Source organism: Nocardia sp. KT25-26 (assembly GCF_056627695.1).
In genome coordinates this window covers 3,312,367-3,338,481 of record NZ_CM152813.1, presented here as the reverse complement: position 1 = coordinate 3,338,481, position 26,115 = coordinate 3,312,367, and the positions used below count along the sequence as shown (strand labels likewise).

Here is a 26,115-nt window from a genome sequence, read left to right as displayed (position 1 = left end):
GGTGACCAGCATCGTGCCGTCGGAGGCGGGAACAGCCGGACCCGCGGCACGCAACTGTTCGTAGACGGGGTACGGGTCGATTCGTGCGGCCGGCTCGGACAGTGCCAGCATGGCCCGGTCGGCCGGCGATACGGCGTCCTCACCCATCGTTCCCCCTCGGTTCGGCGTGCGGTATACCCTCGCGAGGGTACCGGGCAGATCGCAGCCACGTTCGAAATGCGCTGTCCGACCGCGTCACCCGTGGCGCGAAGATGATTCACAGGCGTGGTGTCCGGTGAGGAACCGTGTCATCGCGGCCGCGACGGCGTCGGGCCGGTCCAGCATCGACAGCACATACGCGTCGTCGATCTCCACCAGCCGCCCGGCCGGGAGCAGATCGGCAAGTCGGCGTCCATGTGCCCGCGGCATCACCTTGCCGTCCGAGGACCACAGGATCAGGGCGGGGCCGGGGAAGTCGGCGAGCCGCTCGGTGCGCGCGATCAACTCGCCGGCATCGAATCGGGATCGACCGTAGGCGCGCACGTCGGCACGGATCGCAGGGTCGCGCAGTCCGGGTTCGGTCCAGCCGCGGACCAGATCGCCCGGGAGCGGACGGCGGGCCATCCAGCCGAACAGCAACGGCGTGCGGCGCAGCCATCCGATGCGCAGCTGGCGCAGAGCGAGGGCGATACCGCCCGGCAGCCGGGTCGCGAGTTTCGCCATCCGGCCGGGCAGGCCCGGTGGGAAATTGTCGAACGCTTCGCTCGGCAGCACGATCAGCCGGGCGATGCGCTCGTCCAGACCGTACGAGGTGAGAAACAGGGCGCCACCCCAATCGGAATGCACCAGTGTCACATTCTCCAGATCCAGGGCCGTCAGGAAGTCGGCAACGAGCCGGTTCAGGCCCGCCAGGCTCAGGTCGGTGCCCGGCCGCATCGGTTCGGGGTGGGAACCGAGCGGCAGATCGGGCAGCACGTAGTGAAAGCCGTCGGGTAGCCGGTCCAGCACCCGATCCCAGACGGTGTGGTTCATGAACAGGCCGTGCAGCAGCACCACTGCCGGCCCGTGTCCGCGTTCGGCGTAGTGGATGCGCCCGGCGGGCAATTCGACGGTCGGCACGGCACCATCCCTCCGTTAGAGCGTTTGCTCTAGTGCGTTTGCTCTAGTATCGAGTGGTGGCCGACCGACTGTCAACACCCACCCGCGACCGCCTGGTGACCGCGGTCGCCGAGCTGATGCGCACCCGCGGGTACAGCGCCGTCACCGTCAAAGAGATCACCGTGGCCGCCGACGCCCCGATGGGCTCGCTCTACCACCACTTTCCCGGCGGGAAGCCGCAACTGGCGGCCGAGGCACTACGCCGGAGCGGGGCGGCCTACATCCAGCTGCTGCCGTTGCTGATGGATCCGCACCAGGACCTGCCGACAGCGATTGCCGCCGCGTTCGCCGAGGCGGCCGAAACCCTGGAGCAGACCGGCTGGATGAACATGTGCCCGGTCGGCACCGTGGCCGGTGAGATCGCCGACAGCGAGCCCGCCCTGCGCGAGGTGGCCGCCGAGGTGATCGCCGACTGGATCCGGCAGGGCAGCGACTACCTCGCCCGCCGGGGAGTGCCCGAGCAGCACCGCGCCGACCTGTTCACGGCCGTGCTCTGCGCCCTGGAGGGCGCATTCATCCTGGGGCGCACCCTGCGCTCGGCGGAGCCACTGCATTCGGCCGGCCGGGCGATGGCCGCACATGCCGCGGCGGTACTGGCCCCCGGACGGTGAGTGGACCGGCGGGTGTCGGGTCGATGTCTTGTCGCGGACCGGACGGGCCGACGATAATGAGGGCATGATGGCCCATGTCGGAGACCGACTGCTCGTGCACGGACACGTGGTGGGGCAGGGGGATCAGCACGGCCGGATCATCGAGGTGCACGGACCGGAGGGGCACCCGCCCTACCTCGTGCGGTTCGACGACGGCCACGAATCGCTGATGTTTCCCGGCCCCGATACGGTGATCGAGCCCGCACCGCACCCGTAGATCGGCACCTCGCGATTCGCACCGGCGCGCCCCCGCGGGCCGGAGGTCGTGGGTGCTCGACGTAACAGCCACCCGACCGCGTTATCAGGGTAGCCTTACCGCATGGCCGAGTCGGTGCATCTGACAGACGTCCCCGAAACCATGCTGTGGACCCTGCACAATCGCGCCACCGAGGCGAAACGCCCCGACGCGATCCTGCACGACCCGGCCGCGATCCGCCTCTACGAGGCGATCGACTACGACTACGAACGCAGCTTCGGCCCACCCGACGGGACCCACGCCATGCGATCACGGCTGTTCGACGATGCGCTGCGGCCGTGGCTGGCCGATCATGCTCAGGGCACCGTCGTGGAACTCGGCGCCGGACTGGAGACCCAATTCCAGCGCTGCGACAACGGCACCGTGCAGTGGGTGTGTGTCGACGTGCCCGAATCCATCGCGGTCCGGGACCGGCTGCTGCCCGCCACCGGCCGGTGCCGCCACCTCGCCTGCAGTGCCCTGGACCCGGCCTGGCTGGACGAAATCCCGGCCGGCCCGGTCTTCGTCACCGCGCAGGGCCTGTTCATGTACTTCGCCGCCGAACAGGTCCGCACCCTGGTGGCCGCCGTATTCGACCGATTCGACGAGGTCGAGCTGATGTTCGACGCGATCCCGCCCTGGTTCTCCCGCAAGACGCTCGCCGGTTTCCGCAAAACCGACCACTACACCGCGCCCCCGATGCCGTGGGGTGCCACCTTCGACGATCTGCCGAAGGCGACCCACAGCTGGAGTCCCCGGATCGCCTCGGTCCAGGTCTGCCACTACGGCCCACCACGCGGCCCCCTGGCGCGCCTGAAGCCGCTGTTCGACCGCGCCCCGGTCCTGCGGAACATGCCACCGACGATCACCCGGATCAGCAGCCGGCGTTGATACGCCCCGGGGCACGGACCGTCGGACAGCATCGAGAACCCGACTTTTCGCCCGAGTTCGGCACGCGTGCAACGCTATCGGCAATTTCAGCGATGGCATCACCATGCACAGCACTCCAACTGTCGACGACGAAGTCCATGGGATCGGTTTCGGGGCGTTCACCGTGGTGGATGTGGAGACGACGGGACTACAGGCCGCGACCGATCGTGTCGTGTCCGTCGCGGCACTCCGCCTGGACGTCGCGGGGCACGTGGAACGTGAGTTCCACACCTTGGTCGACCCCGGATGCGATCCCGGTCCGGTCCACATCCACGGCCTGACCGCCGACCGGCTTCGCGGCGCTCCGCGGTTCGAAGATGTCCGAGCAGAACTGGCAGATCTGCTGGACGGACAGGTGATGGTCGCGCACAACGCGCGATTCGACTACGGGTTCCTGGCCCGCGAGTTCGACCGCCATGGCGGCGTTCTACCGGTTCCACAGCGGATGTGCACACTGGCGTTGGCGCGCCGCGTCGCACCGCCGACACCGGACTGCCGCCTGGCCACTCTGGCCCGGCACTACGGCGTGGAATCGGTACGCGCCCACGATGCGCTGGACGACACGCGCGTGCTGGCCCGAGTCCTGCCGGCCTTGGTCGCGGATGCAGCCCGCCTGGGTATCGCACCACCGTTGTTGGCGTGCCCGCCGAAAGACGACAACAGGCGCGGCAACCGGTGGCCGACGGCCCGCCGTACCCACAAATCGCCGTGTCCGTTCGTGTATCCCGGGCGCCTCGCCGCGGATGGTGTTCTCGTTCAGGGAATGAAGGTCGCGTTCACCGGCGAATCCCGGTACGACCGCGCCGACCTGACTGCCCGTACCGAGGCGGCGGGCCTGGAAGTGACCGGCTCGGTCAGCCGGCGCACCAGCCTGCTCGTCACCGACGACCCGGGTTCCGGCAGCAACAAGGCCCGCAACGCCGCCGAGTACGGAACGCCGCTCGTGGGCCATCAGCGCTATCTCACCCTGTTGCAGTCCGTCCGGTCCGGGGCTCCGAAGACCGGAGCCGCGGCTGTACGGCGTACTCGGCGTCAGCAACTGCAGGGCCCCTTGTCCGGGCGTCGCGTGCTGGTGATCTCGACCGACCACGACCGAGCCGCCGGTGCCCGCGAGCGGGTCGCCGCCCTCGGCGGGTCTGCTGCGATCAACATGTCGGCACGGGTGAGCGACCTGCTTGTGTTCCCGGAGGCGCTCGACGATCGCCGCGTCGCCAAGGCACGAGATCTCGGGCTGCCGATCCACGGACCGGAGCTGCTGGACCAGGCCCGGAGCGCCGCCCCCGATGTCCCCGGCGGCGATGCGATCCCCGCGGACGATCCGACCGTGCTGTCCCGTGGCCAAGTGGTCGACCTGCCCGAAACGGCGGAAGGCGCGACATGGGCGATGCGTGCGTCCTGGGTTCAGTCCGGACAGTGGGAGATCGACGTCGTCGCTTTCCTGGTGGACGAACGTGAGCAGGTCGCCGACAGTGCGGACTTCGTGTTCTACAACCAGCCGGATGCGTCCGGCATCCGGCTGTCGCTGGACGGGCCGAACGAGCAGACGATCGAAGCAGCTCTCGACGACCTGCCGGAGCACTGCCGGAAGGTCGTCTTCGCTGCATCACTCGACGGAACCGGAGTGACGTTCGGTGACGTCGGAGCCATCGAAATCGAGATCGCACCGGGTGTGCAGGCCGCTACCGCACTGCGTGCCACGCTCGACGCGGCTACCGCAGAACGCACCATGCTGCTGGCGGAGATGTATCTCCGTGGCGATACCTGGCGGATCCGTGCCGTCGGCCAGGGTTACGAGACCGGGCTTGCCCAACTGGCTCGCGGCTACGGCGTCGACGTCGACGACTGACTCCGGTGGGCCGAACGTGGTACGGACTGTCGGCGTCGCGACAGGCCCTCGGCGGTCGGTCGTATCCGACACCGACCGACCCGGTTGCACTGCGGCAGGGTCAGCGTTCGTCCGCGATGTGGTCGAGGATGATCTGCTGGGTGGCCTGCCAGGCGGGGGAAGCGGGGTCGCGGAATTCGTTGTGGCCGACACCGTCCAGGATCCGGACGGTGGCCGGGTCGCCGGCGAGTGTGGCGGCGGTGGTGTACAGGTGCGCCTGGGCGGGGGCGACGACGTGGTCGTTGCTGCCGTGGACCGCGGTGACGGGGATGTCGATCGGGAGCCGCTCGGTGGGGGAGGCGAGGGCGTAGCGGTCGGGGCGTTCCATCGGGAGGCCACCGAGGAAGTCGCGTACGAAGTGGTCGCCGACGGAGGCGGCAAGCGCCATGTCGAGCACGCCGGCCATGATCGTCGCACTGCGGACGGCGACCACCGGCGCGGCGCCCGGCGTGCCCGGCGGCAGGGTGTGCCGGCTCGCCGCCCAGGCCGCCAGCTGGCCACCGGCGGAGTGGCCGGCGATGTGTACCCGGTTCAGGTCCAGGCGATCATCGGCAGCGGCCTGGACGGCGCCGGCGAGGGCGTCGGTGGCGGCGGCCACGTCCTCGGGTGTGGCCGGCCAGCCGCCGGCGCCGCCGACGCGCCGGTATTCGATATTCCATACCGCCACACCCCGTGCGGTGAGGGATTCGGCGATCGGCTCGAGTTCGTGCAGATCGTGCGCCTGCCGCCAGCCGCCGCCGTGCACCAGCACGACCACAGGATGCGGTGCCGGTGCGGCCGGGAGGTGCAACAGCCCGTACTGATCCGGATCCGTGCCGTAGTCGACCCGCAACGAGTGGGCGGCGGGGACGGAATCTGCGACCGGCGCCGGCGGTGGTGGGGGAGCGGATCCGGCCGAACCGCTGCTCGCCGCGATGCAGGCGACCAGCATCGCCACGACCATCGAGGCCTTCCGCCGGGTCGACAGGTGCATACCGTGCCTCCTCGAAGGTGGAGAGTCCTTCTCAGTAGTAGCCCGCCACTGCTCAGTTATCTGGGATTTCGCGGTGTGGCGAGTCGGACTGCGGCCGGATTCTCCGGCGAGTCAGCTCTGTTGTCCGGCTGTTTTCCGACACAATCGACACCGGAACCGGTGCTGCACACGGTGCGATGACGCACGCCGTGCCGCACATAGCATTCGATGGGCAACATTTGCTGCCGGGTTCGTGACCCGGTCGCCGACCTCCGGTACCCGACCGGCGCAGCGGCAGGCGTCGACAAGCCGCCGCATGTCGGCCGTGGGACCGGGACCACCGCGAGTGGTAGGAAAGAGACCGTGACGACATCCGGTGCGGGAACTTCGAATACTCGGTCACGTGCGGTGGACGAGGTGGTGGATCTGGTCAGCAGACTGATCCGGTTCGACACGTCCAATACCGGTGATCCGGCGACCACCTGCGGTGAGCGCGAATGTGCGCAATGGGTAGCCGACCAGCTGCAGGAAGTCGGGTACCACACCGAGTACGTCGAATCCGGGATGGACGGCCGGGGTAACGTCTTCGCCCGCCTGCCGGGGGCCGACCGCAGCCGTGGAGCCCTGATGATCCACGGGCACCTGGATGTGGTCCCGGCCGAGGCCGCCGACTGGAGTGTGCATCCGTTCTCCGGTGCGGTGCGCGACGGCTACGTCTGGGGGCGTGGCGCCGTGGACATGAAGGACATGGTCGGCATGACCCTGGCCGTCGCCCGGCAGTTCAAGGCCGAGGGCATCGTGCCGCCCCGCGATCTGGTCTTCGCCTTCCTCGCCGACGAGGAGAACGGCGGCAAATGGGGCTCGCACTGGCTGGTGGACAACCGGCCCGACCTGTTCGACGGTGTCACCGAGGCGGTCGGGGAGGTGGGCGGCTTCTCGCTGACGGTGCCGCGGCCCGACGGCGGTGAACGCCGCCTCTACCTGGTCGAAACGGCGGAGAAGGGGCTGGGCTGGATGCGGTTGCGTGCCAAGGCCCGCGCCGGGCACGGCTCCTTCCTGCACGAGGACAATGCCGTGACCATTCTCGCGGAGGCGGTAGCGCGGCTGGGGCGGCACACCTTTCCCCTGGTGCTGTCCGATTCGGTGGCCGAGTTCCTGGCCGCCGTCACCGAGGAGAGCGGCCTGCAGTTCGATCCGGACGGTCCCGATATCGAGGGTCAGCTGGCCAAACTGGGCACGATCTCGCGGATCATCGGTGCCACCCTCCGCGATACCGCCAATCCCACGATGCTGCAGGCCGGTTACAAAGCCAATGTCATCCCGCAGACCGCGGAGGCCGTGGTGGACTGCCGGATCGTGCCCGGCCGGCAGGCGGAGTTCGAACGCGAGGTCGATGCCCTCATCGGCCCCGATGTCGAACGGGAATGGATCACCAAGCTGGATTCCTACGAGACCACCTTCGACGGCGACCTCGTCGACGCGATGAACGCCGCCGTACTCGCCCACGACCCCGACGGGCGGACGGTCCCCTATATGCTCTCCGGCGGAACCGATGCGAAGGCGTTCGCCCGCTTGGGGATTCGCTGCTTCGGTTTCGCACCGCTGCAGCTGCCGCCGGAGTTGGACTTCACCGCCCTGTTCCACGGAGTCGACGAGCGGGTGCCGGTGACCTCGCTCGAGTTCGGCACCCGGGTGATGGAACACTTCCTGCTGAACAGCTGATCACGACAGCCCGACCGACCCGTCAACCGATGGAGCACAGATGAGCTACAACCCCTACGACGCGCTCCCGGAGGTGCCGTCCTTCACGGTCACCTCGGCCGACATCACCGACGGCCAGCCGGTGCACAACGACCAGGTCTCCGGCGTGTTCGGCGCCGGTGGCAAGGACATCTCGCCGCAGTTGTCCTGGTCCGGGTTCCCGGAGGGCACCCGCAGCTTCGCGGTCACCGTGTACGACCCGGACGCACCGACCGCCTCGGGATTCTGGCACTGGGCGGTCGCGAACATCCCGGCCTCGGTCACCGAACTCGATTCCGGTGCCGGTAGTGAAGGCGGCACGCTGCCCGAGGGGGCAGTGATGCTGCGCAACGACGGCGGCTTCGCCGGATACGTCGGCTGCGCCCCGCCGGCCGGGCACGGCCCGCACCGCTACTTCGTCGTGGTGCACGCCGTCGACGTGGACATCCTCGAGGTCGGCCCGGACGCAACGCCCGCATTCCTCGGTTTCAACCTCTTCTCGCACACGCTGGGGCGCGCCACCCTGGTCGGCACCTACGAGGTGAAGTAACCGCAGACGCCTGTGGGTGGCTCCCGGACCTGTCCGGGAGCCACCCACAGTGCTGTGTACCGCGCCGTTCGGCTTATTTCACGTCGATGACACCCTCGGGCGGTGTCGACGCGTACAGCTCCTCGATCCGGTCGGCGTACTTGTTCGCGATCGGTACGCGCTTGAGCGAGAGTTTCGGGGTCAGCTCGTCGCCGCCCGGCTCCCATACCGCGGGGATGATGCGGAAGCGCTTGATCTGCTCCACCCGGGCCAGCTTGCGGTTGCCGGCGGCGACCGCAGCCTGCACCTCGTCGACGATCTCCGAGCGCTGCACCAGGGTGGCGATATCGGCGTCGGTGGCGCCGAGTTCCTTGGCCCGCACCGCGATCACATCCGGGTCGAGGGTGATCAGCGCGGTGATGTAGGGCTTCGCCTCGCCGATCGCGACCACCTGCGCCACCAGCGAGGACACCGCCTTCACGGCGTTCTCGATATTGGACGGCGGGATGTTCTTGCCCGCCTCGGTGATGATCAGTTCCTTCTTGCGGTCCACGATCCGCAGATAGCCGTCGGCATCGAGGGTGCCGACGTCGCCGGTGTGCAGCCAGCCCTCGTCGTCGATCGCCTCGGCGGTCTTCTCCGGCATGTTGCGGTAGCCGTGGGTGATGATCGGACCCCGCACCAGGACTTCGCCGTCCTCGCCGAGCCGCAGCTCCATACCCGTCATGGCCCGGCCGACCGACCCGGGCCGGGGCTTGTCGAGTTCGGTGTAGGTGCCGACGCCGGAGGTCTCCGACATGCCCCACACCTCACTGACGGAGAAGCCGAGGCCCAGGTAGTACTCCAGGGTCTCCGGCGGGATCGGTGCCGCGCCGGATGCGGCGACCTTCAGTTCGTCGAACCCGAGCGCCGCCCGCAGCTTGGACAGCACGAGAGCCTCGGCCAGCTTGTGCTGGATGCCCAGTAGCGGTGAACCGCCGGAGTCGGACAACCGGGCCCGCGCCTGGGCCACGCCGACCCCGATCGCCCAGTTGGCGAGGGCCTTCTTCACCGGGCTGGGCTCTTCGGCCAGCTTGTTCTCGATACCCGCCTTGATCTTCTGCCACACCCGCGGCACACCGAAGAACGCGGTCGGCCGGGCATCGGGCAGGGCCGCCGCGATCTCGCGCGGATCCGGGACCGTGGTGATCTGGATCCCGGTCAGCAGGCTCATCGCGTGCGCGGAGATCCGATCGGCAACGTGGGCCGCCGGCAGGTAGGACACCGCGCGGTCGTCGAAACCGACCGGCAGCGGTCCGTGCACGAGGCCGTCGACCTGGGCGAGCACATTGCTGTGGGTCAGTTCCACGCCCTTGGACGGTCCGGTGGTGCCCGAGGTGTAGATGAGGGTGGCCAGATCCTGCGGCTGCACCGCCTGCCAGGCGGCATCGAAATCGAAGTCCGCGGCCGGATTGTCCTCGATGTCGGCAAGGGTGCGGGTGCCTTCGGCCGGGCCGTCGACCAGGATCAGGTGCTCGATCTCGGCGCCCGAGGAGCGCACCGCATCCAGAAACGCCTGTTCGGTGACGACGACCTTGTTGCCCGCGTTGCCGAAGACGTGCGCGATCTGCTCCGGCGAGCTGGTGTTGTACACCGAGAACGGGGTCGCGCCCAGGTGCAGGACGGCGGTGTCGATCAGGTTGAACTCGGGCCGGTTGGTCAGCATGATCCCGACCGTGTCGCCGTGCCCGACACCGAGCCCGGCCAGCCCGGCCGCGAGGGTGCGCACGTGTTCGGCGTATTCGCGCCAGGTGATCTCGGTGGTGCCACCCACCGTCCTTAGGGCCACCTGATCCGGCCGCAGCGCTGCGGTCTGCTGGAATGCGGCGGGCACGGTGTGCACCGTGGTTCCGGAGGCGTGCGCGAATCCGATGTCTGCTGTCATATCCCTGTCCCGGTTGCCGTACAAGATGCACGCCGCAGCGGCGTGCCGCCATGTGGCGTGTGTCACTCATGGTAACCGGACATTTGGGATTGTGGTGGTTGTTACTCCGGAGCCGGAAGCAGATGCCGTCGGCGGGTCCGTTTGGCTTCGAGGTAGTCGCGGCCCCGCTGACTACGTGCACCGACGATCAACGGCACCCGCTCCACGCCCAGCCCGGCCTCGGCCAGGGCCGACTGCTTGTCGGGGTTGTTGGTGAGCAACCGGATCTGCCGGAGCCCGAGGTCGCGCAGCGCACGCGCCGCCGGGCCGTAGTCGCGGGAGTCCACCGGCAGGCCGAGCCGCTCGTAGCTGGTGAAGGTGTCCGCGCCGTGGAGTTCGCTCTCCCGGTACCCCCGTGCCTTGGCCACCAGGCCGGCGCCACGCCCCTCCTGCTCCAGGTACACCAGTACGCCGCAACCCTCGTCCTGGATGAGGTCCATCGAGCGGGTCAGTTCGTCACCGCAATCGCAGTCGTCGGAGCCGAGGACATCGCCGTAGAGGCATCGCGAGTGCACGCGCACCAGACAGTGCTGGGTGGGTTCACCGAAGATCAGTAGGTGTCCGCCGTTGTCCCGGTCGGCGATCTCGAGCACCCGGATCGGCAGTTCCGCACCGTTGCGGCTCAACCGGTGCCGCGTTTCGGCCCCGGTCGGCGCCGTTTCCACCGTCGACATCGTCTCGTCGTGGGGCACCAGAATGGTCAACGATCCTCCGAGCCTGCCGGGGCAGCCGACCGCACTGCCGAATCGGTCCGAACGACATTTCGCCGCGACTCTACCCCCGGTGCTCCGGTCTCGCGCGGCAGCCCGGTCCGGTGTCCGCGGTGCCCGGGTCAGCGTGGCATGTACAGGCGGACGATCCGGTCGATATCGGCGGTCGTGGGCATCGACGTGGCCACCGCGCCCAGGTTCTGGGTCGGAAGCATCGCGGCGGTGGCCCAGGTGAAATCGGCTGCGGTGAGCGGGCTCTCGGAGCGCACCACCCGATCGATGAGCGCCCCGGTGAACGCCGCCGCGGCGCCGACCGAGGCCTTCAGCACCTGCGGGAAATGATCGATGTCGATCTGCGTGCCGTCCCGCGATACCCGGGCCCGGAAGTCCTCGACCAGGCATACCGTGCCCACGCCGAGGCCGTGCAGCATGCGTTCGAGTTCTGTACCGTCGCCGCGATCGATCACATCCGGCAGCAGGGCTCGCAGCTCGCCGGAGGTGCCGATCAGGTAGTCGACGGTGCCCAGGTATTGGTAGAGGCGTTGCGGTACCGCAAGGGCGGGCGTCGGGCACATCAGCAACGGGGGCGTGGGTGCCACCCGTTCCGCATCGGCCAGGGTGGCGAGCACCTGCTCCACGACGGCGGATTGCGATTCGAAGGTCAGCACCACCGCATCCGCTCCGGACACCGCGGCGCCCAGGCCGGGGCGCTGCAGATCCTCGTTCTGCAGCTGGATCCGGGAGTCGCGACAGGCGATGAGCCGGGATTCGCCACCCGAGTTCATGACGACTGCGGTGACGGGGGTCGATGCGAACGGCACCACCTTCATCAGATCGGTGCGCACGCGCTCGCGCTCGAGGTATTCGAGGATCTGCCTGCCGTAGTGGTCCTCACCGATGGCGGCGACCAAGTGGACATCCAGCCCCAGCCGGGCCGCGGCAACCGCCCGATTGAGGCCTTTGCCGCCGGGATGACCGATGAAGGTCCCGGTGGCGTCGGTTTCAGCAGCCGGGAAGGTTTCGACCCGGTAGATGTGGTCGATGACCGCATCGCCGAAGACCACCACGGTGCCGCGGCGCCGTGGCGGGGCCGGCGGGTGTGTCGCGTGTTCGACGGGATACCCGGAGTCGCCTGCCAGGAGCCCGGCCAGTGCTGTGAATGCCTGCTGTTCGACGGTGGTGCGCAGTCGTTTGACGGTGGGCGCCGGGGGAGTGTGGTCGGCGGAAACGGCCGCATGCAACTCCGTCCACTGGGCCGCCAGGTATTCGCGGCGGTCACCGAGGTTCTCGGCGTAGAGCCGGTCCGGGTCCAGGTCGGCGGGCGCGGCGCTGCGGAGTAGTCCCAGCGACAGCACCGAGTCCACGACCAGGCGATCGGTCGCGGGCAGCCGCTGGGCGACGTCGCGCACCACCGGGAGGATCGCCTCCTCGGCGGGTACCGCGGCGCGGCGCGCGTACCGCCGCACCGGCAGCAGTTCCAGCAGCGGCGCGATATCGATCTCGGTGTGTTGCAGGCGGTCGGCGCTGAGGCCCGCATATTTTCCGAGCCGCATCAGGATGCTGCGGATCGCGGTGATGCGAGCGTCCTGCGGAACCATCGGCACGGTGCGCCTCCCAGCCAGGTTTCGATGCGTCAGCCGGGTTTAGCGGAATCCCGGTCCGGCAATTCTCTCATCACAATGGCAATTGACCGCTACAAAAGGCAACTGCCACACTCAGGGTGGGTCAACTGACCGCCGGGGCGCCGGAGGTCCACAGCCCGGCCACCGACGCGATCCCGTCACCGATCAGGAGGTCCCACCCGCACCACCCGCACCCGCCGCAATCCGGCACCGTCTCGAATCGAGTCCGACATGATCATTGACGACGGCCTCTCGATCACCACCGACCGCAGCCCGGAATTCGCCCACCGGGATTCCCGAGATCCGCACAGCTGGCGACTGACCTGGCTACCCGACCGGGTCCTCACTCATGAACAAGCCCGCGCCGGCGTGGAGATCGACGATCTGCTCAGCGATCCGGCCCTGATCCACGATCGATTCACGCACGCTCGGATCGATCTCTGCGCCGATCGGCTCGGGATGCTCTGGCAGCAGGCCCTCATCCGGATCGCCCGGCGGATGGCGGAGCGACTGTCTCGGCAGGGGGACCGGGCCGGCTCCGAAACCCCGCCCCGACAACCCGGGCCGGGGTACCGGCGGAGCGCAGGTTTCGGGATGCGCCGCGTGCCCCGCGTCTCGGGGTAGCGGCACCGAGGGCGAGTCGGCTCAGCGGGCTGCGGTCCGATGTTCCGCGCCGACCGCGTCGGCCAGCGTTCGATAGCCGCCGGCCCGCAACCGATCGGCCAGGCCCCGATGGATCCGGCGGGCCCAGAACGGTCCGCCGTAGATGAAACCGGTGAACCCCTGCAGCAGGCTCGCACCGGCCAGCACCCGTTCCCAGGCCTGGTCGGCGGTCTCGATACCGCCGACCGACACCAGCACCAGCCGGTCACCGACCCGCCGGTAGAGGCGGCGCAGCACTTCCAGGGACCGGTCCGCGACCGGCGGGCCGGACAGGCCGCCCGCTCCCATCGCCTCGACCTCGGCCGCAGGCGTCGCCAGCCCGGTGCGGCGAATGGTGGTGTTGGTGGCGACGATGCCCGCCAGCCCGAGCTCCACGGCCAGATCGGCCACGGCGTCGATGTCCTCGTCGGACAGGTCCGGGGCGATCTTCACCAGCACCGGTACCCGCACCACATCGAGCACCGAACGCAGGATCGGGCGCAACGATTCGACGGCCTGCAGATCCCGCAGCCCCGGAGTGTTGGGGGAGGAGACGTTGACGACGACGAAGTCGGCCAGCGGGCCGAGCAGCCGGGCACTGGTGGCGTAATCCGCGGCCGCATCGGCGCCGGAGACCACCTTGGTCTTGCCGATATTGGCCCCGATCGGCACGGTCGGCGCGCTGCCGTGCAGCCGGGCCGCCGCCGCGGCCGCCCCGTGGTTGTTGAAACCCATCCGGTTGACGAGGGCGTGATCGGCGGGCAACCGGAACATGCGCGGCGCCGGGTTGCCCGGCTGCGCCTGCGCCGTGACCGTGCCGATCTCGGCGAAACCGAATCCCATCGGGCCCCAGGCGTCGGCGCCGTCGGCGTTCTTGTCGAAGCCGGCCGCCAGCCCGAGCGGTGCGGGGAATTCGACCCCGAACGCCGTCGTGCGCAGGATCGGATCGTCGACCCGCAGCACGGTCCGCAGCAGCCACCGGGTCGGCGGGAACCAGGCGGCCGCCCGCATCGCGGCGAAGGCGAGGTGATGGATCCGCTCCGGCGGAAGCAGGAACATCAGGCGTAACAAGAGCCGGTACATACGGTGATTCACACTCCGGGATCGGGCACGGGTAGAGCGGCGGTCTTACGGCGGCGAAGCAGCACCCGACGGCTTCCGTCGGTGTAGGCGCGCACCCGGGACAGCTCCCAGCCGCCGAATTCGGCCTGGATGGCGAGCCGCATCGAGGCGGTCACCCGCGTGACGTCCGCGGGCAACCGCAAGGGCACGTATTCGTAGTCGTCATCGCTGGTTTCCCAATGCGCCGGGATGGTCGAACGTGCTGCCACCGTCACTGCCCTCCTCTGTCCACCGCACCGATCCGCTGCACCCCGGCACCGGTGGCGGAGCCGACGTACAGGTCGCCGGTACGTGGATCCACCGTCACCGAATCGGGTTGGCGCACGGTCGCGTACCGCCCGACCTCGACCGGGATTCCGGTCGAGAGCGTGTAGCCGACGACGTCGTTGCGCTCGGTGCGCGTCACCCAAACCGTGTCCGAGCGCGGATCGTAGGCGAGGGCGTAAGGAGAAGATCCTACCGGGAAGCGCTGACGCAGGACGAGTGGATCGGTGCCGTACACCAGCAGCTCACCGCCGGCGGTGTCGGTCACGAGGATCCGGCCGTGCGGGTCGGCGACGGCGTTGGTGGCGCCGTCCCCGGTGCGCAGGGCGAGTCCGAGCCGTTCCGTCCCGACCTCGGTGATCGTGGTCTGGCGGCGATCCAGGACCGTCACCTCGGAACCGGCGACGGCCACGACATCGGCGGAAACGAGGCCGGTCACGGTGCGCTGCACGGTGCCGTCGGCGGTGAGCTCCCGTACCGCGCCGTCGGCGAATCCGGCGAGGAAGGTGCCGCTGCTGCTCAGTTGCACACTCTGCACATCTCCGTCGACCGGAACCTCGGTGACCGCGCCGTCGGCCACCTTCACCCGGAGCACCCGGTCCGGCGCAGCGACGAGCAGCTCTCCCGGCGCCCCGGGGGACACGGCGTTACCGGGCGCCGGCAGTTCGACCGATCGTGCCGCGCCATCGTCCGGGTCGATGAGCCACAGCACCCCGGAGTCCGCAGCCAGGGCGCCGAGGGTGCCGGTTTCCGGCTCGGCCTGCAGCGCACGCACCGCCAGATCCTCGATCACGAGATCACCCGCCGGCGCCTCGGACGGCTCCGGCGCGACCGCGGCGGTCGCTGCCGGACGGGTCGGCACATCCGGGCGGCCGGAGTCGGAACCGCATCCGGTGAGCGTCACCAGGGCCGCCACCCCGGCCAGCGCGGCGGCGGACCAATCACGAGCGCGCATGCACCGAACTCCTCAACTCACCAGTAGCGACCACGTGATCACCATCTGACCATGACGGGTGACATGCCGATTGCGCCGGGGTGGCGGCTCGGCGATTCCGTCGGTGCCGGGCGATACTGTTGACATGTCCGCGACGAGGTGAAGGGGCGAGCAGCTGAGTACGGAGAGAAGCGCTCGGGAATCGCCCGGGCAGCCGACGGTGCCGATGCCGGCCGCGCCGCGTGCGGCCGGCGGGTTCCGTGTCGACGACGTCACGGTCGGGCCCTACGCACACGGCTTCGGCGACACCGGGGACGGCCGGTTGTTCGCCTTCCGGACCGTCGCAGGTGTGCTCGACCTGGAGATCTACCGGGCCGACCTGGGTGAGCAGGTTCCCGGCCCCGACGATGTGGTCGCATGGACCCGGTCGACGGTGACCGAGATCGACCTCGACGACGAACGCAGCATCATCGCCTTCGTCCGCGACCTGGTGCCGCACGCCGTACCGACCGGCGCCGACGGCGCCGCCTCGTCGGTCTGGAGCCTGCTCGGCCGGATCGGCGCCGCCTGGGACCGCCCCACGACCGGTGATGGTATTCAGTAAGTGATGTCGTACACATTTGCCGCCCGGGCCTTCGGGGCCGCCGCCTGCCTGACGGCCCTGATCGGGAGTACCGGCTGCAGCCCGGGCGCCGACGAGGCCGATGTCGCCGCCGCTCGATCGGCCGCCCAGTCCTCCTGGTCGTCGTCGGTCGCGGCGTCGTCGACGCTGGCCAATCCGCCGATCCCGTCCGCTGCGGACCTGGACGCCCAGATCAAGCGGGCGCTGGATCCGGCACTGCCGGACAGCGAACGAACCGCCCTGATCGAGGACGGCGCGGATTTCGTCGACGCCATCCCGGACATGTACGAGGCGCTCCGGGACAACCCGCATGCGGTGTACGGGGTCGTCGACCCGGTGTTCGACAATCGCGACGGCACCTTGACCGCCACGATGCGGCTGGACAAGGACGGATCGGGGGAGAACGTGCGCACCACGGTGGTGCATTTCGTCGCCATCGACGGCACCTGGAAGATCTCCCGCACCGATCTGTGCGGGATCCTGCGGTCCGCCGACTATCACACTCCGGCGTGCGGCTGACCCAGCTCTATGCGTGACACCTACGGCCTGCGGTGGGGCCGCTTCGTCCATCGCCATCGTTTTCCGGTGCTGGGCGTGTTCCTCTTCCTGGTGCTGCTCTCGGCCTGGTTCGGCCGGGATCTGGGCGGTCGTTACACCCAGGAAGGCTGGTTCGACGAGAGCAGCGAATCGGTGGCCGCCTCGGAACTCGCCGACGCCACCTTCGGCCGGGACACCGACAGCGACCTGATCCTGATCTACACGGTTCCGCCCGGCAGCACCGTCGACGACCCGCCGATCCGGGCAGCGGTCACCGGCGCACTGGCCGACCTGGACGAACGGTTCCCCGACCGCATCCACAAGATCGACAGCTACTGGGACAGCCCGTTTTCGGCGCAGGCCGCAGACGCATCCCGTACGCACGCATTCGCCAGTGTCGGCCTGGAAGGTGGTGGCGGCACCGCCACCGTGGAGAACTATCTGGCGATCAAGGAGCATCTCGGCGCCGGCGGGCCGGGCGCCGGGCCGGGCGGAACCACCGTGCAGCTGGCGGGCCTGCAGCCGATCGTCGAGGGCATCAACATCGGGATGCAGCACGACATCCGGCGGGCCGAGCTGATCGCGATGCCGCTGGTCGCCGTGCTGCTGTACTTCGTATTCGGCGGTGTGGTCGGCGCTCTGTTGCCGGTGCTCATCGGCGGTATGACGATCCTCGGAACCACCGGCATCATGCGGCTGCTGACCGACCACATCGAGGTCAATGTCTTCGCCAGCGCGGTGATGACCCTGGTCAGTCTGGGGCTCGCCATCGACTACGGACTGTTCACCGTCACCAGGTTCCGGGAGGAACTGGCCGCCGGACGCGACCTCGAAGAGGCCTGCGCCCGTACGGTCGCCACCGCCGGGCGGACCGTCCTGTTCTCGGCGGCGATCATCGCGCTGAGCCTGGCCGCGCTGTTCATCTTCCCCAACGGCGTGCTGCGGTCGGTGCCCTACGGCGGAATCAGTGCGGTCCTGCTGGCCGCGCTGTTGTCGGTCACCGCATTGCCCGCGGCGCTGAGCATCGTCGGTCATCGGATCGATTTCCTGGGCTGGCGACGCTTCTCCCGCAGCAAGACGCCGGAACAGATCGACGCCGGATTCTTCTCACGGCTGGCGTCGTGGTCGATGCGGCGGCCCTGGGCGGTCGCCGTCCCGATCGTGCTGGCCCTGCTCGCGCTGGCCGTTCCGATGCGGTACATCGAATTCGGCGGCATCAGTGAGAAGTATCTGTCCGCGGACAATCCGGCCCGCGTGGCGCAGGAGGACTTCGACCGGCTCTTCCCGATGTTCCGCACCGAACCCCTCAAATTGGTGATCGTCGGCGCGGATCCCCAGCAGCTGGGCGAGATCCGTTATGCCGCGAACCAGGTCCCGGGCCTCATCGGCCGGTTCGAACCGGCCGCGCCCACCAAGGACGACCTCAATGTGCTGAGCGCCGGCCTCGCCGAGAAACGCGACGCGGACCGGGTGATCGAACAGTTGCGCGCCCTGCCCGAACCACCGGGGGTGCAGGTCATGGTCGCCGGAATCCCGGCCCTGGAACGAGACAGCATCAACGGGCTGCTGCGGGGGCTGCCGCTACTGGTGGCGCTCCTCGTCGCGGCGGCCCTGGCGATGATGGTCGTGGCCTTCCGCTCGGTGGTGCTCGCCGTGAAGGCCGTGCTGATGAGCGGTCTCAGCCTGGTGTCGACACTGGGCGTGCTCACCTGGATCTTCGTGCAGGGCCACGGCGCGGACCTGTTCCGATTCACACCGGGCCCGCTGATGTTCGCGGTGGTCGCGTTGATCGTCACCGTGGTGTTCGGACTGTCCACCGACTACGAGGTGTTCCTGCTGTCCCGGATCGCGGAGGCGCGCGCAGACGGCGCCGACGCCCCGGAAGCGATCCGCTACGGCGTGGCGCACACCGGCAGCGTGATCACGTCGGCGGCAGCGATTCTGATCGTGGTCACCGGCGCATTCGGCTTCTCCGATCTGGTGCTGATGAAGTACATCGCCTACGGGATGATCGTGGCCCTGATCATCGACGCCACCGTGATCCGGATGGTGCTCACCCCCGCGGTCCTGAAGATCATCTGGCGCTGACGGTTCAGTTCCGCTGCGGCAGTACCAGTTGCGCCCCGGTCACCGGATGGTCGAACACGTCCACCGGATGCCGGTAGACCCGGGTGAGGAGTTCGGTGGTGAGCACGGCACGCGGTGGCCCCTCGGCGGCGACGCGGCCGTCGTCGAGTACGGCCACCCGGTCGGCGTAGGCGGCGGCCACCCCGAGGTCGTGGACCACCACCACGACGGCGCTGCCGGCGGCGGCCCGTTGCGCGGCCAACTGGAGCACCGACTCCTGGTGGCCGAGGTCCAGCGCCGCGGTCGGTTCGTCGAGCAGCAATGTCGCCGTGTCCTGGGCCAGCACTCGGGCCAGCGCCACCCGGGCGCGTTCGCCGCCGGACAGCGACGGAAAGGTGCGTTCCGCCAGGTGGGTGACATCGGTGGCGGCCAGCGCGGCCGTCACGAGTTCGGCGTCGCGGTCGCGGGCCGGTGTGCGCAGCCACGGTGCGCGCCCCATCGCCACCACGTCGCGCACGGTGAACGGGAATCCGACGGTATGCGATTGCGGCAGCACGGCCCGGCGCCGGGCCATCTCCACCGGCGACCAGTGGTCCAGGGCGTGCCCTTCGAGTTTCACGGTGCCCGCATCCGGGGCGAGCTCGCCGGCCAGTACCGCCAGCAGCGTCGATTTTCCGGCGCCGTTCGGGCCGACCAGCGCCACGATCTGCCCGGCGGCGACTTCGAAGCCGATATCGTCGAGAACCCGCCGCGGGCCGTGCGGGCCGCGGCGGGTCACGGTGATGCCGCGGGCGCGCAGCGTCACGGTGCCGCGCTGCGGCGGTTCCGGCACCTGTTCCTCGTGGCCGAACAGGCCGGCGAGCCCGATCACGCCCGACCCCTTCGTCATGCCCAGCCTCCCGATCGAGCCCTGGTCCGGCGCAGCAGCCAGAAGAAGAACGGGCCGCCGATGAGCGAGGTGAGCATCCCCAGCGGCAGATCGGCGTTGTCGACCAGCGTGCGGGCGGCGACGTCGGCCACCAGCAGGACCACGGCGCCGACGACCGCGCTGAGCGGGATCAGCACCCGGTGCCCTGGGCCGACCAGCATCCGCACCAGATGCGGCACGATCAGGCCGATGAACAGGATGATGCCGGTGAATGCGACACCGGCGGTGGCGAGTACTGCAACGACGACGATCGTGTTGCGGCGCAGCCGTTCGACGTCCACGCCGAGGTGCCGGGCCGACGATTCGCCCAGGGCCAGCAGATCCAGCCGGCGGGCGATCAGAATCGCGGCGGCCAGCCCGGCCCCGGTGAGCACGGCGACGACCGTGACCGCATCCCAGGTGGCGCCGTTGAGGCTGCCCAACTGCCAGAACACCAGCTGATCGCGGGCGGCGGGGGAAGCGATGAACAACAGTAGGGCGATCAGGCCACCGGCGAAGGCGTTGATGGCGACGCCGGTGAGGATCAACGTCACCACTTCGGTGCGGCCGCCGGAACGGGACAGCAGGTAGACCAGCGCGGTGGTGGCCAGCCCGGCGACGAAGGCGGCGGCGGCCACCGACCAGGCCGCGACGAACGCGCCGCCGATCACGATGACGGTCCCGGCGCCGACGGCCGCACCCGCCGACACCCCGATGACGCCGGGTTCGGCGAGTGGATTGGCGAACACGCCCTGCAGCAGGGCGCCGGCGGTGGCCAGGGCAGCGCCCACCAGGACGGCGAGCAGGACCCGCGGAAACCGCACCTGCCACAGGGTCACGTCCCCGGCGGGGTGCGCCGGCATCGGCCCGAGATCCAGGCCGATCCGGTGGGTGATGCTGCCGAAGACCTCGGCGGGGGTGGTCGGCACCTGGCCGAGGGTTGCCGAGAGCATCGCGAGCACCAGCAGTGCGGCCACGGACAGCCCGAAGACGAGGGTGATCCGGGAGCGCCGCCCGGCCGATTTCGGCATCGGGTCGGGTGTGCTGTCGGTGATCACCGGCGGTGGTGCGGCATCGGTTCGCTCGCTCACGACGCGTAGACGGTGTCGGCCAGCGCGGTGATGACCCGGCCGGTGTTGGGGCCGAAGCTCAGCACGACGGCATCGGACATGTCGACCACGCGGCGTTGCCGGCCGGCCGGAGTCTGGGCGATGCCGGGGATCTGCAGCAGGCCGTCGACGCCGCCGACCGATTCCAGCCCGTCCGACATCACCAGCAGGACGTCGGGTGCCGCACCGATCATCGCCTCACTGGTGATCGCGGTGAACGGTTCGGTGAGCCCGGCGGCGGTCCCTGCGTCGACCCCGCCGATCGCCTCGATGAGCGCGTCGGCGCCGGAGCCGGGCCCCGCCATCATGGTGATCGCGGTGCTGCGCAGGTAGAGAAAGGCGATCCGGGGAGCCGGCCGGTCCGGAACGGCGGCACGGGCGGCCCGGATCTCGCCGTCGGTGCGTTCGGCGAGCGCCTGTCCGGCGTCGGGGACGCCGAGCGCCGCGGCGACGGCTTCGATCTGCGGGAGCACGCCGTCCATCCGGCGTTCGGGGTCGAAGTAGACGACGGTGAGGCCGGCGGCGCGCAGTTGTTCCCGCACGGCCGGGGAGGCACTGGTGGTGTCGGTGAGGAAGACCGTCGGGCGCAGCGCCAGGATGGACTCGACATTGAGGCTACCGTTGCCACCGGTCACGTTCGGCAGGTCGGCGACCGCGGGAAAGGTGGCGGAGGTACTGCGCCCGACCAGCCGATCGCCCATGCCCAGAGCCCAGACGATCTGGGCGAGGGTGCCGTATCGGTCGGCCGCGATGATCCGCGTGGAGTCGGTGACCGTGACCTCGGTCCCGTCGAAGGAAGACACGGTCACGGGCAGCCGAGGCTCGGGCTCCGGGCCGACCGGGACCGGGTCGAGGTCGGGCAGTTCCGCGGTGGCCGGACCGGCCGTCATGGCACTCGATGCAGTATTGCCGCCGATGCATGCCACCGATCCGGTCAGCAACAGTGCCGCCAGCAGGGCTGTCAACAGCGCCCGTACCGGCCGTTCCCGAACAGAGGTCATATAGGCGAGCCTAACCATCACTCGGTGCGGGCGCTCACGTCGTCCAGGGCTGCCCCGATCGCCGCCGGGAGTTCCAGCGTCTCCGCCGCCAGCACGCCGGTGAGCTGACCCATGTCCCGGGCGCCGACCACCAGGCTCGCGACGCCGGGTCGGTCCCGGATCCAGGCGAGCGCCACCGCCAGCGGTGAAGTGCCCAGTCCGTCGGCGGCGGTGACGAGTGCCTCGACCACCCGGGTGGTGCGGTCGTCGTCCAGGTGGTGCCGGATCTCGGTGGCCGCATCGGAATCCGCACCCCGCGAATCGGCCGGAACACCGTCGCGGTACTTGCCGGTGAGGATGCCGCCGGCCAGCGGCGCGGAGGCGATCACTCCGACCCCGTGGTGCCGGGCGGCGGGCACCAGGTCCCGTTCGGCGCCGCGGGCCAGCAGTGAATAGGGCGTGTGGGCGGCATGCACCGGTGCGATGGCGGCGAGTCCGGCCAGTTGCCAGGCGGTGAACCCGCGCACGCCGGCGTAGCGGGTCTTGCCGGCCCGGACGGCGGCCGCCAGCGTGTCGGCGATTTCGCTCGCCGGTGTGTGCGGGTCCCAGGCGGCGACATTCCAGACGTCGAGGTGGTCGGTGCCCAGTTCCAGCAGGGTGCGGTCGAGCTGCCGAAGCAAGGTCCGCCGAGAACAGTCGACGACCGGCCCGGCCGGCGGCGGCGTCGGCACCGTGTCGTCGGTGGCGGCGGCCGGCGGGTGCGGTATCACGCCCGCGCTGCCGCTGAGCACCAGATCGTCACGGGACACCAGATCGCCGAGCAGCTGGGCGAGGGTGTGCTGAGCGGCGCCGCCGCCGTACACCGGTGCGGTGTCCACGAGTGTGCCCCCGGCCTCGGCGAACGCGGTGAGCTGCGCCGCTGCTTCGTCCGCGTCGGTCCGGGTGCCCCAGGTATGCGTGGCCAGCCCGATCCGGGATACCCGCAGCCCGCTGCCACCGACCGTCCGCTGTTCCATCACCACGCCCGCGCTTTCGTCACGGCGCACAGCTTAGTTGGGTTCGGCGCCCGAACCCGGCAACGACCGGCTCGACTCGGTCCGGCGGACACCCGTGCCCGCACGGGGAACCCCGGTCACAGCCCACACGTGGGCAATTGGCATCCGTGTTGCCCAGCCCGTATCGTCCTGTTTCAGGAAAGAAGGCATCACCACTCGCACCCCCGGGCGCTGCCCCTCGCGGAACACGTTCGAGAGCCGACGTAACGTGTCCGGCCACCGCAACCCCGTCGGGAGCGAGTCTTACGAGCGACGATCGGGCCCGCCCCTCGAATCGGCCCTCGAAGCGCATGCGCCGAAGGCGCGAGTCTCGAGGGTCGATTCGAGGGGTTAATAGGGCCCGATCCGCACGCCGACCGGAGGTCGGCCATTCAACACAGGAGGATGTGTGGGCGAGTCGATGACCTGGATCGAGGCCCTGGTGTTGGGGCTCGTTCAGGGGGTCACGGAGTTTCTGCCGATCTCCTCGTCCGGACATATGCGCATCGTGTCGGAGTTGTTCTTCGGCGCCGATGCCGGAGCGTCGTTCACCGCCGTCACCCAGCTGGGCACCGAGGCGGCGGTCCTGGTCTTCTTCGCGAAGGATATCTTCCGGATCGTGCGGGTGTGGTTCGCCGAGTCGGCGGCGCGGCTGCGGGCCCGGTTCGGCCGGCAGGTGCCGATCAGCGATCAGGTGACCACGAAGCTGCCGGTGTACAGCGGGGGCCGGCCACCGGCCGGGGGCGCGGTGCCTGCGGATCCACAACGCGAGCTCGATTACCGAATCGGCTGGTATGTGATCATCGCCACGATTCCGATCGGCGTGCTGGGGCTGCTGTTCAAGGACGAGATCCGCACCAGCGCCCGCAATCTGTGGCTGGTGTCGTTCGTGCTGGTGGCATTCTCGCTGGTGATTGCGGCGGCCGAGTATTTCGGGCCGAAGACCCGCCCGATGACGCAGCTGACCACCCGCGACGGCCTGGTGATGGGATTCGCCCAGTGTCTCGCGCTGATTCCGGGCGTGTCGCGGTCCGGCGCCACCTCGTCTGCGGGCCTGTTCCTGGGCCTGGAGCGGGAGGCCGCGGTCCGGTTCTCCTTCCTGCTGGCCATCCCGGCGGTGACGGCGTCGGGCCTGTTCAGTCTGCCGGACGCGTTCGAACCGGCCGGCGAGGGATTGAACGCATCCGGTGCGCAGTTGCTGGTCGCCACCGTGGTGTCGTTCGTGGTGGGTTACGCCTCGGTGGCGTGGCTGTTGAAGTTCGTCGGAAACCACTCCATGTACTGGTTCGTCGGGTACCGGATGATCGTCGGTCTCGCGGTGATGGGCCTGCTGGCGACCGGCACGATTTCGGCGACCTGAACAGCCACCGCCACACCCGGTTAGGCTGAAACTCATGACGGTGATCCTGCTCCGGCACGGCATGTCTGCGTCGAATACCGCACGTACCCTGGCGGGCCGCAGCCCCGGCGTCGATCTGACCGAATACGGCAGCGAACAGGCGGCGGCGGTCGCCGACCGACTGGCGCCGCTGCCGATCGAGCACATCGCGAGCTCACCGCTGCAGCGATGCCGCAGCACGATCGAGCCGTTGGCGGACAAACTCGGCCTGACCCCGGACTACGACGATCGGCTCATCGAGGTCGACTACGGCGACTGGACGGGCCGGCCGCTGGCCGAACTGGTCACCGAACCGTTGTGGCAGGTGGTGCAGCGGCATGCTTCGGGCGCGGTGTTCCCCAACGGCGAGGGGCTGGCGCAGGTGCAGCAGCGCGCGGTGGCCGGGGTCCGCGAGATCGAGCGGCGGCTCACCGCCGCGGCCGGGCGGGACGTGCTGTGGCTGGCATGCGCGCACGGCGATGTGATCAAATCCGTGCTCGCCGATGCGCTCGGCCTGCATCTGGACGGGTTCCAGCGGATCGCGGTGGAACCCGCCTCGATCAGCGTTATCCGCTACGGGGCCACGGCCCCGTCGGTGTGGCGGATCAACGACACCGGCACAGATCTGTCGGCGCTGGCCGCGGTCGCGGCACCCGCCCCCGGCGGCGAGGTGAACGCGAAGTCGGATGGCGATAATGGAACTGTGGACGGCGTCCAGTAACAGCAGGAGGTGCATGTGTCACGCGCAATTCATGTATTCCGCACCCCCGATCGTTTCGTCGCCGGCACCGTCGGTGAGCCGGGCGATCGTTCGTTCTACCTGCAGGCCGTGCAGGAACCGCGAGTGGTGAGCGTGCTGCTGGAGAAACAGCAGGTCAAGGTGCTCGCCGACCGGATGGGGCTGTTGCTGGACGAGGTCGCCCGCCGATTCGGGGCGGATGTGCCGCCGCAACCGGACAATGTCCGCGACGTCGACCCGCTGCTGACGCCGATCGATGCCGAGTTCCGGGTGGGCACCATGGGCCTGGGCTGGGATGCCGACGCCGGCGCGGTGGTGGTGGAGTTGCTGGCGATCACCGAGACCGAGGTCGACGAGTCGGTGGTGCTCGACGACACCGAGGAGGGGCCGGACGCGGTCCGGGTGTTCCTCACGCCGGAGCAGGCGCGCGAGTTCGCGTTGCGGTCGGCGAAGGTGATCGCGGCCGGTCGCCCGCCGTGCCCGCTGTGCGGGGAACCGCTGTCGGCGCGTGGGCACATGTGTGTCCGCACCAACGGCTACAAGCGCGGCGAGCTGTTCGGCGCCACCGAACTGGAGGAATGAGGGTGACCGGCGACGCCCTGCACACCGGCGAACTGGAGGTCATCGGCCGGATCGGGGTCGCCAGCAATGTGACGCTGGTCTGCGAGATCGCCGCTCCCGACCCGTCTGGTGCGCCACTGCGGGTGGTGTACAAGCCGGTGCGCGGTGAGCGGCCACTGTGGGACTTCCCGGACGGCACCCTGGCGGGCCGCGAGGTGGCTTCGTATCTGGTGTCCGAGCAACTCGGCTGGGGTGTGATTCCGGAGACGGTGCTGCGGGAGGGACCGTTCGGTGCCGGCATGGTGCAGCGCTGGGTGGAGGCGGTGGACAACCACGCCGAGGGCCGGCACCGGCTGGATCTGGTGGACCTGTGCCCGGTGGGTGCGGTTCCCGACGGTTTCCGGGAGATTCTGCGGGCCCAGGACGACACCGGCAACGAGGTGTCGCTGATCCATGCCGACGATCCGCGCCTGCAGCGGATGGCGGTGCTCGATGTGCTGCTGAACAACGCGGACCGCAAGGGCGGGCACGCCCTGGAGGGCCGAGACGGCCACGTCTACGGCGTCGATCACGGAATCTGCCTGCACGCCGAACCGAAACTGCGCACCGTCCTGTGGGGCTGGGCGGGCCAGCCGGTGGGTTCGGACCTGCTCGCCGACATCACCACGTTCGCCGAGGGGTTGGCGGGACCGGTCGGTGATCTGCTGGCCGAGCATGTCACCGACGCCGAGATCGAGGCGCTCGGGACGCGCGCGAGACGACTGCTCGACGACCCCGTGATGCCGGTGCCGGCGACGGCCCGTCCGATCCCGTGGCCGGCGTTCTGAGCCGGGCACGCACGGGGCGGGCTCCGCGCATGTGAAGCA

26 protein-coding genes are annotated in these 26,115 nt (G+C 69.6%); 14 read left to right on the top strand and 12 right to left on the bottom strand.

From position 1 onward, the window contains the following. Nucleotides 1-234: 234 nt before the first annotated feature. The gene (locus tag AC1HFH_RS15195) at nucleotides 235-1,098 is read right to left on the bottom strand and encodes an alpha/beta fold hydrolase (protein ID WP_480243426.1); all 864 of its coding nucleotides are present in this window, start codon (nucleotides 1,096-1,098) and stop codon (nucleotides 235-237) included. 56 nt (nucleotides 1,099-1,154) lie between these two features. Between AC1HFH_RS15195 and AC1HFH_RS15190 the strand changes: the two genes are divergently transcribed. The 4 genes from AC1HFH_RS15190 to AC1HFH_RS15175 all read left to right on the top strand — a co-directional run bounded on the left by AC1HFH_RS15190 (nucleotide 1,155) and on the right by AC1HFH_RS15175 (nucleotide 4,798). Further along, entirely contained in the window at nucleotides 1,155-1,748 is a 594-nt protein-coding gene (locus AC1HFH_RS15190; RefSeq protein WP_480243425.1) for a TetR/AcrR family transcriptional regulator, read from the top strand. 67 nt (nucleotides 1,749-1,815) lie between these two features. Continuing rightward, a complete protein-coding gene (locus tag AC1HFH_RS15185; RefSeq protein ID WP_480243424.1) occupies nucleotides 1,816-2,004 on the top strand; it encodes a DUF1918 domain-containing protein in 189 nt (62 codons plus the stop codon). 102 nt (nucleotides 2,005-2,106) lie between these two features. Next, a complete protein-coding gene (locus AC1HFH_RS15180) occupies nucleotides 2,107-2,913 on the top strand; it encodes a class I SAM-dependent methyltransferase (RefSeq protein WP_480243423.1) in 807 nt (268 codons plus the stop codon). Between the two features lie 103 nt (nucleotides 2,914-3,016). Continuing rightward, nucleotides 3,017-4,798, top strand: a complete 1,782-nt coding sequence (locus tag AC1HFH_RS15175; RefSeq protein WP_480243422.1) for an exonuclease domain-containing protein — start codon at nucleotides 3,017-3,019, stop codon at nucleotides 4,796-4,798. A 100-nt stretch (nucleotides 4,799-4,898) separates the two neighbouring features. Here AC1HFH_RS15175 and AC1HFH_RS15170 read toward each other — a convergent pair whose 3' ends face one another. Then, nucleotides 4,899-5,810, bottom strand: a complete 912-nt coding sequence (locus AC1HFH_RS15170; protein WP_480243421.1) for an alpha/beta hydrolase family protein — start codon at nucleotides 5,808-5,810, stop codon at nucleotides 4,899-4,901. Between the two features lie 387 nt (nucleotides 5,811-6,197). Here AC1HFH_RS15170 and AC1HFH_RS15165 point away from each other — a divergent pair, with 387 nt between their 5' ends. Then, on the top strand, nucleotides 6,198-7,511 hold the full coding sequence (locus tag AC1HFH_RS15165; protein ID WP_480243420.1) for a M20/M25/M40 family metallo-hydrolase: 1,314 nt from the start codon (nucleotides 6,198-6,200) through the stop codon (nucleotides 7,509-7,511). A gap of 40 nt (nucleotides 7,512-7,551) precedes the next feature. Further along, nucleotides 7,552-8,079 (top strand): YbhB/YbcL family Raf kinase inhibitor-like protein, encoded by a 528-nt coding sequence (locus AC1HFH_RS15160; RefSeq protein WP_480243419.1) that lies wholly within the window; start codon nucleotides 7,552-7,554, stop codon nucleotides 8,077-8,079. A 73-nt stretch (nucleotides 8,080-8,152) separates the two neighbouring features. On the opposite strand, the gene AC1HFH_RS15155 is transcribed toward AC1HFH_RS15160, so the two are convergent. The 3 genes from AC1HFH_RS15155 to AC1HFH_RS15145 form a co-directional block, all read right to left on the bottom strand. Next, on the bottom strand, nucleotides 8,153-9,982 hold the full coding sequence (locus AC1HFH_RS15155) for an AMP-dependent synthetase/ligase (RefSeq protein WP_480243418.1): 1,830 nt from the start codon (nucleotides 9,980-9,982) through the stop codon (nucleotides 8,153-8,155). A gap of 101 nt (nucleotides 9,983-10,083) precedes the next feature. After that, entirely contained in the window at nucleotides 10,084-10,725 is a 642-nt protein-coding gene (locus AC1HFH_RS15150) for a GTP cyclohydrolase II (protein ID WP_480243417.1), read from the bottom strand. A gap of 128 nt (nucleotides 10,726-10,853) precedes the next feature. Next, nucleotides 10,854-12,329: a PfkB family carbohydrate kinase gene (locus AC1HFH_RS15145; RefSeq protein WP_480247862.1), complete on the bottom strand. Its 1,476-nt coding sequence runs from the start codon at nucleotides 12,327-12,329 to the stop codon at nucleotides 10,854-10,856. A 255-nt stretch (nucleotides 12,330-12,584) separates the two neighbouring features. Here AC1HFH_RS15145 and AC1HFH_RS15140 point away from each other — a divergent pair, with 255 nt between their 5' ends. Further along, nucleotides 12,585-12,977: a hypothetical protein gene (locus tag AC1HFH_RS15140; RefSeq protein ID WP_480243416.1), complete on the top strand. Its 393-nt coding sequence runs from the start codon at nucleotides 12,585-12,587 to the stop codon at nucleotides 12,975-12,977. Nucleotides 12,978-12,998: 21 nt separating this feature from the next. Here AC1HFH_RS15140 and AC1HFH_RS15135 read toward each other — a convergent pair whose 3' ends face one another. Genes AC1HFH_RS15135 through AC1HFH_RS15125 form a run of 3 tightly spaced genes read right to left on the bottom strand, consistent with a single transcriptional unit; the run spans nucleotide 12,999 to nucleotide 15,336 of the window. Further along, nucleotides 12,999-14,078, bottom strand: coding sequence for a quinone-dependent dihydroorotate dehydrogenase (locus tag AC1HFH_RS15135; protein ID WP_480243415.1), 1,080 nt, complete (start codon nucleotides 14,076-14,078; stop codon nucleotides 12,999-13,001). A gap of 8 nt (nucleotides 14,079-14,086) precedes the next feature. Continuing rightward, nucleotides 14,087-14,326: a DUF5703 family protein gene (locus tag AC1HFH_RS15130; RefSeq protein ID WP_480243414.1), complete on the bottom strand. Its 240-nt coding sequence runs from the start codon at nucleotides 14,324-14,326 to the stop codon at nucleotides 14,087-14,089. A 2-nt stretch (nucleotides 14,327-14,328) separates the two neighbouring features. Further along, the gene (locus AC1HFH_RS15125; RefSeq protein WP_480243413.1) at nucleotides 14,329-15,336 is read right to left on the bottom strand and encodes a hypothetical protein; all 1,008 of its coding nucleotides are present in this window, start codon (nucleotides 15,334-15,336) and stop codon (nucleotides 14,329-14,331) included. A 205-nt stretch (nucleotides 15,337-15,541) separates the two neighbouring features. Here AC1HFH_RS15125 and AC1HFH_RS15120 point away from each other — a divergent pair, with 205 nt between their 5' ends. The 3 genes from AC1HFH_RS15120 to AC1HFH_RS15110 are packed head-to-tail and all read left to right on the top strand — an operon-like array spanning nucleotide 15,542 to nucleotide 18,562. Next, entirely contained in the window at nucleotides 15,542-15,919 is a 378-nt protein-coding gene (locus AC1HFH_RS15120; protein WP_480247861.1) for a hypothetical protein, read from the top strand. A 3-nt stretch (nucleotides 15,920-15,922) separates the two neighbouring features. After that, entirely contained in the window at nucleotides 15,923-16,456 is a 534-nt protein-coding gene (locus AC1HFH_RS15115; protein WP_480243412.1) for a WKL family lipoprotein, read from the top strand. Nucleotides 16,457-16,465: 9 nt separating this feature from the next. After that, on the top strand, nucleotides 16,466-18,562 hold the full coding sequence (locus AC1HFH_RS15110) for an MMPL family transporter (RefSeq protein WP_480243411.1): 2,097 nt from the start codon (nucleotides 16,466-16,468) through the stop codon (nucleotides 18,560-18,562). Nucleotides 18,563-18,566: 4 nt separating this feature from the next. On the opposite strand, the gene AC1HFH_RS15105 is transcribed toward AC1HFH_RS15110, so the two are convergent. Genes AC1HFH_RS15105 through AC1HFH_RS15090 form a run of 4 tightly spaced genes read right to left on the bottom strand, consistent with a single transcriptional unit; the run spans nucleotide 18,567 to nucleotide 22,553 of the window. Continuing rightward, a complete protein-coding gene (locus tag AC1HFH_RS15105) occupies nucleotides 18,567-19,430 on the bottom strand; it encodes a heme ABC transporter ATP-binding protein (RefSeq protein WP_480243410.1) in 864 nt (287 codons plus the stop codon). Continuing rightward, nucleotides 19,427-20,479, bottom strand: coding sequence for a FecCD family ABC transporter permease (locus AC1HFH_RS15100; RefSeq protein ID WP_480247860.1), 1,053 nt, complete (start codon nucleotides 20,477-20,479; stop codon nucleotides 19,427-19,429). Before AC1HFH_RS15100 ends, AC1HFH_RS15105 begins: the two co-directional genes overlap by 4 nt. A gap of 56 nt (nucleotides 20,480-20,535) precedes the next feature. After that, a complete protein-coding gene (locus AC1HFH_RS15095) occupies nucleotides 20,536-21,558 on the bottom strand; it encodes a heme/hemin ABC transporter substrate-binding protein (protein WP_480243409.1) in 1,023 nt (340 codons plus the stop codon). 17 nt (nucleotides 21,559-21,575) lie between these two features. Continuing rightward, a complete protein-coding gene (locus AC1HFH_RS15090; protein WP_480247859.1) occupies nucleotides 21,576-22,553 on the bottom strand; it encodes an aldo/keto reductase in 978 nt (325 codons plus the stop codon). Nucleotides 22,554-22,992: 439 nt separating this feature from the next. Between AC1HFH_RS15090 and AC1HFH_RS15085 the strand changes: the two genes are divergently transcribed. The 4 genes from AC1HFH_RS15085 to AC1HFH_RS15070 are packed head-to-tail and all read left to right on the top strand — an operon-like array spanning nucleotide 22,993 to nucleotide 26,076. Next, a complete protein-coding gene (locus AC1HFH_RS15085; protein ID WP_480247858.1) occupies nucleotides 22,993-23,931 on the top strand; it encodes an undecaprenyl-diphosphate phosphatase in 939 nt (312 codons plus the stop codon). Between the two features lie 34 nt (nucleotides 23,932-23,965). Beyond that, the gene (locus AC1HFH_RS15080) at nucleotides 23,966-24,670 is read left to right on the top strand and encodes a histidine phosphatase family protein (protein ID WP_480243408.1); all 705 of its coding nucleotides are present in this window, start codon (nucleotides 23,966-23,968) and stop codon (nucleotides 24,668-24,670) included. A gap of 15 nt (nucleotides 24,671-24,685) precedes the next feature. Further along, entirely contained in the window at nucleotides 24,686-25,270 is a 585-nt protein-coding gene (locus AC1HFH_RS15075) for a DUF3090 domain-containing protein (protein ID WP_480243407.1), read from the top strand. After that, nucleotides 25,267-26,076, top strand: coding sequence for an SCO1664 family protein (locus tag AC1HFH_RS15070; RefSeq protein ID WP_480243406.1), 810 nt, complete (start codon nucleotides 25,267-25,269; stop codon nucleotides 26,074-26,076). The genes AC1HFH_RS15075 and AC1HFH_RS15070 overlap by 4 nt, the downstream gene beginning before the upstream one ends. Nucleotides 26,077-26,115: the final 39 nt, after the last annotated feature.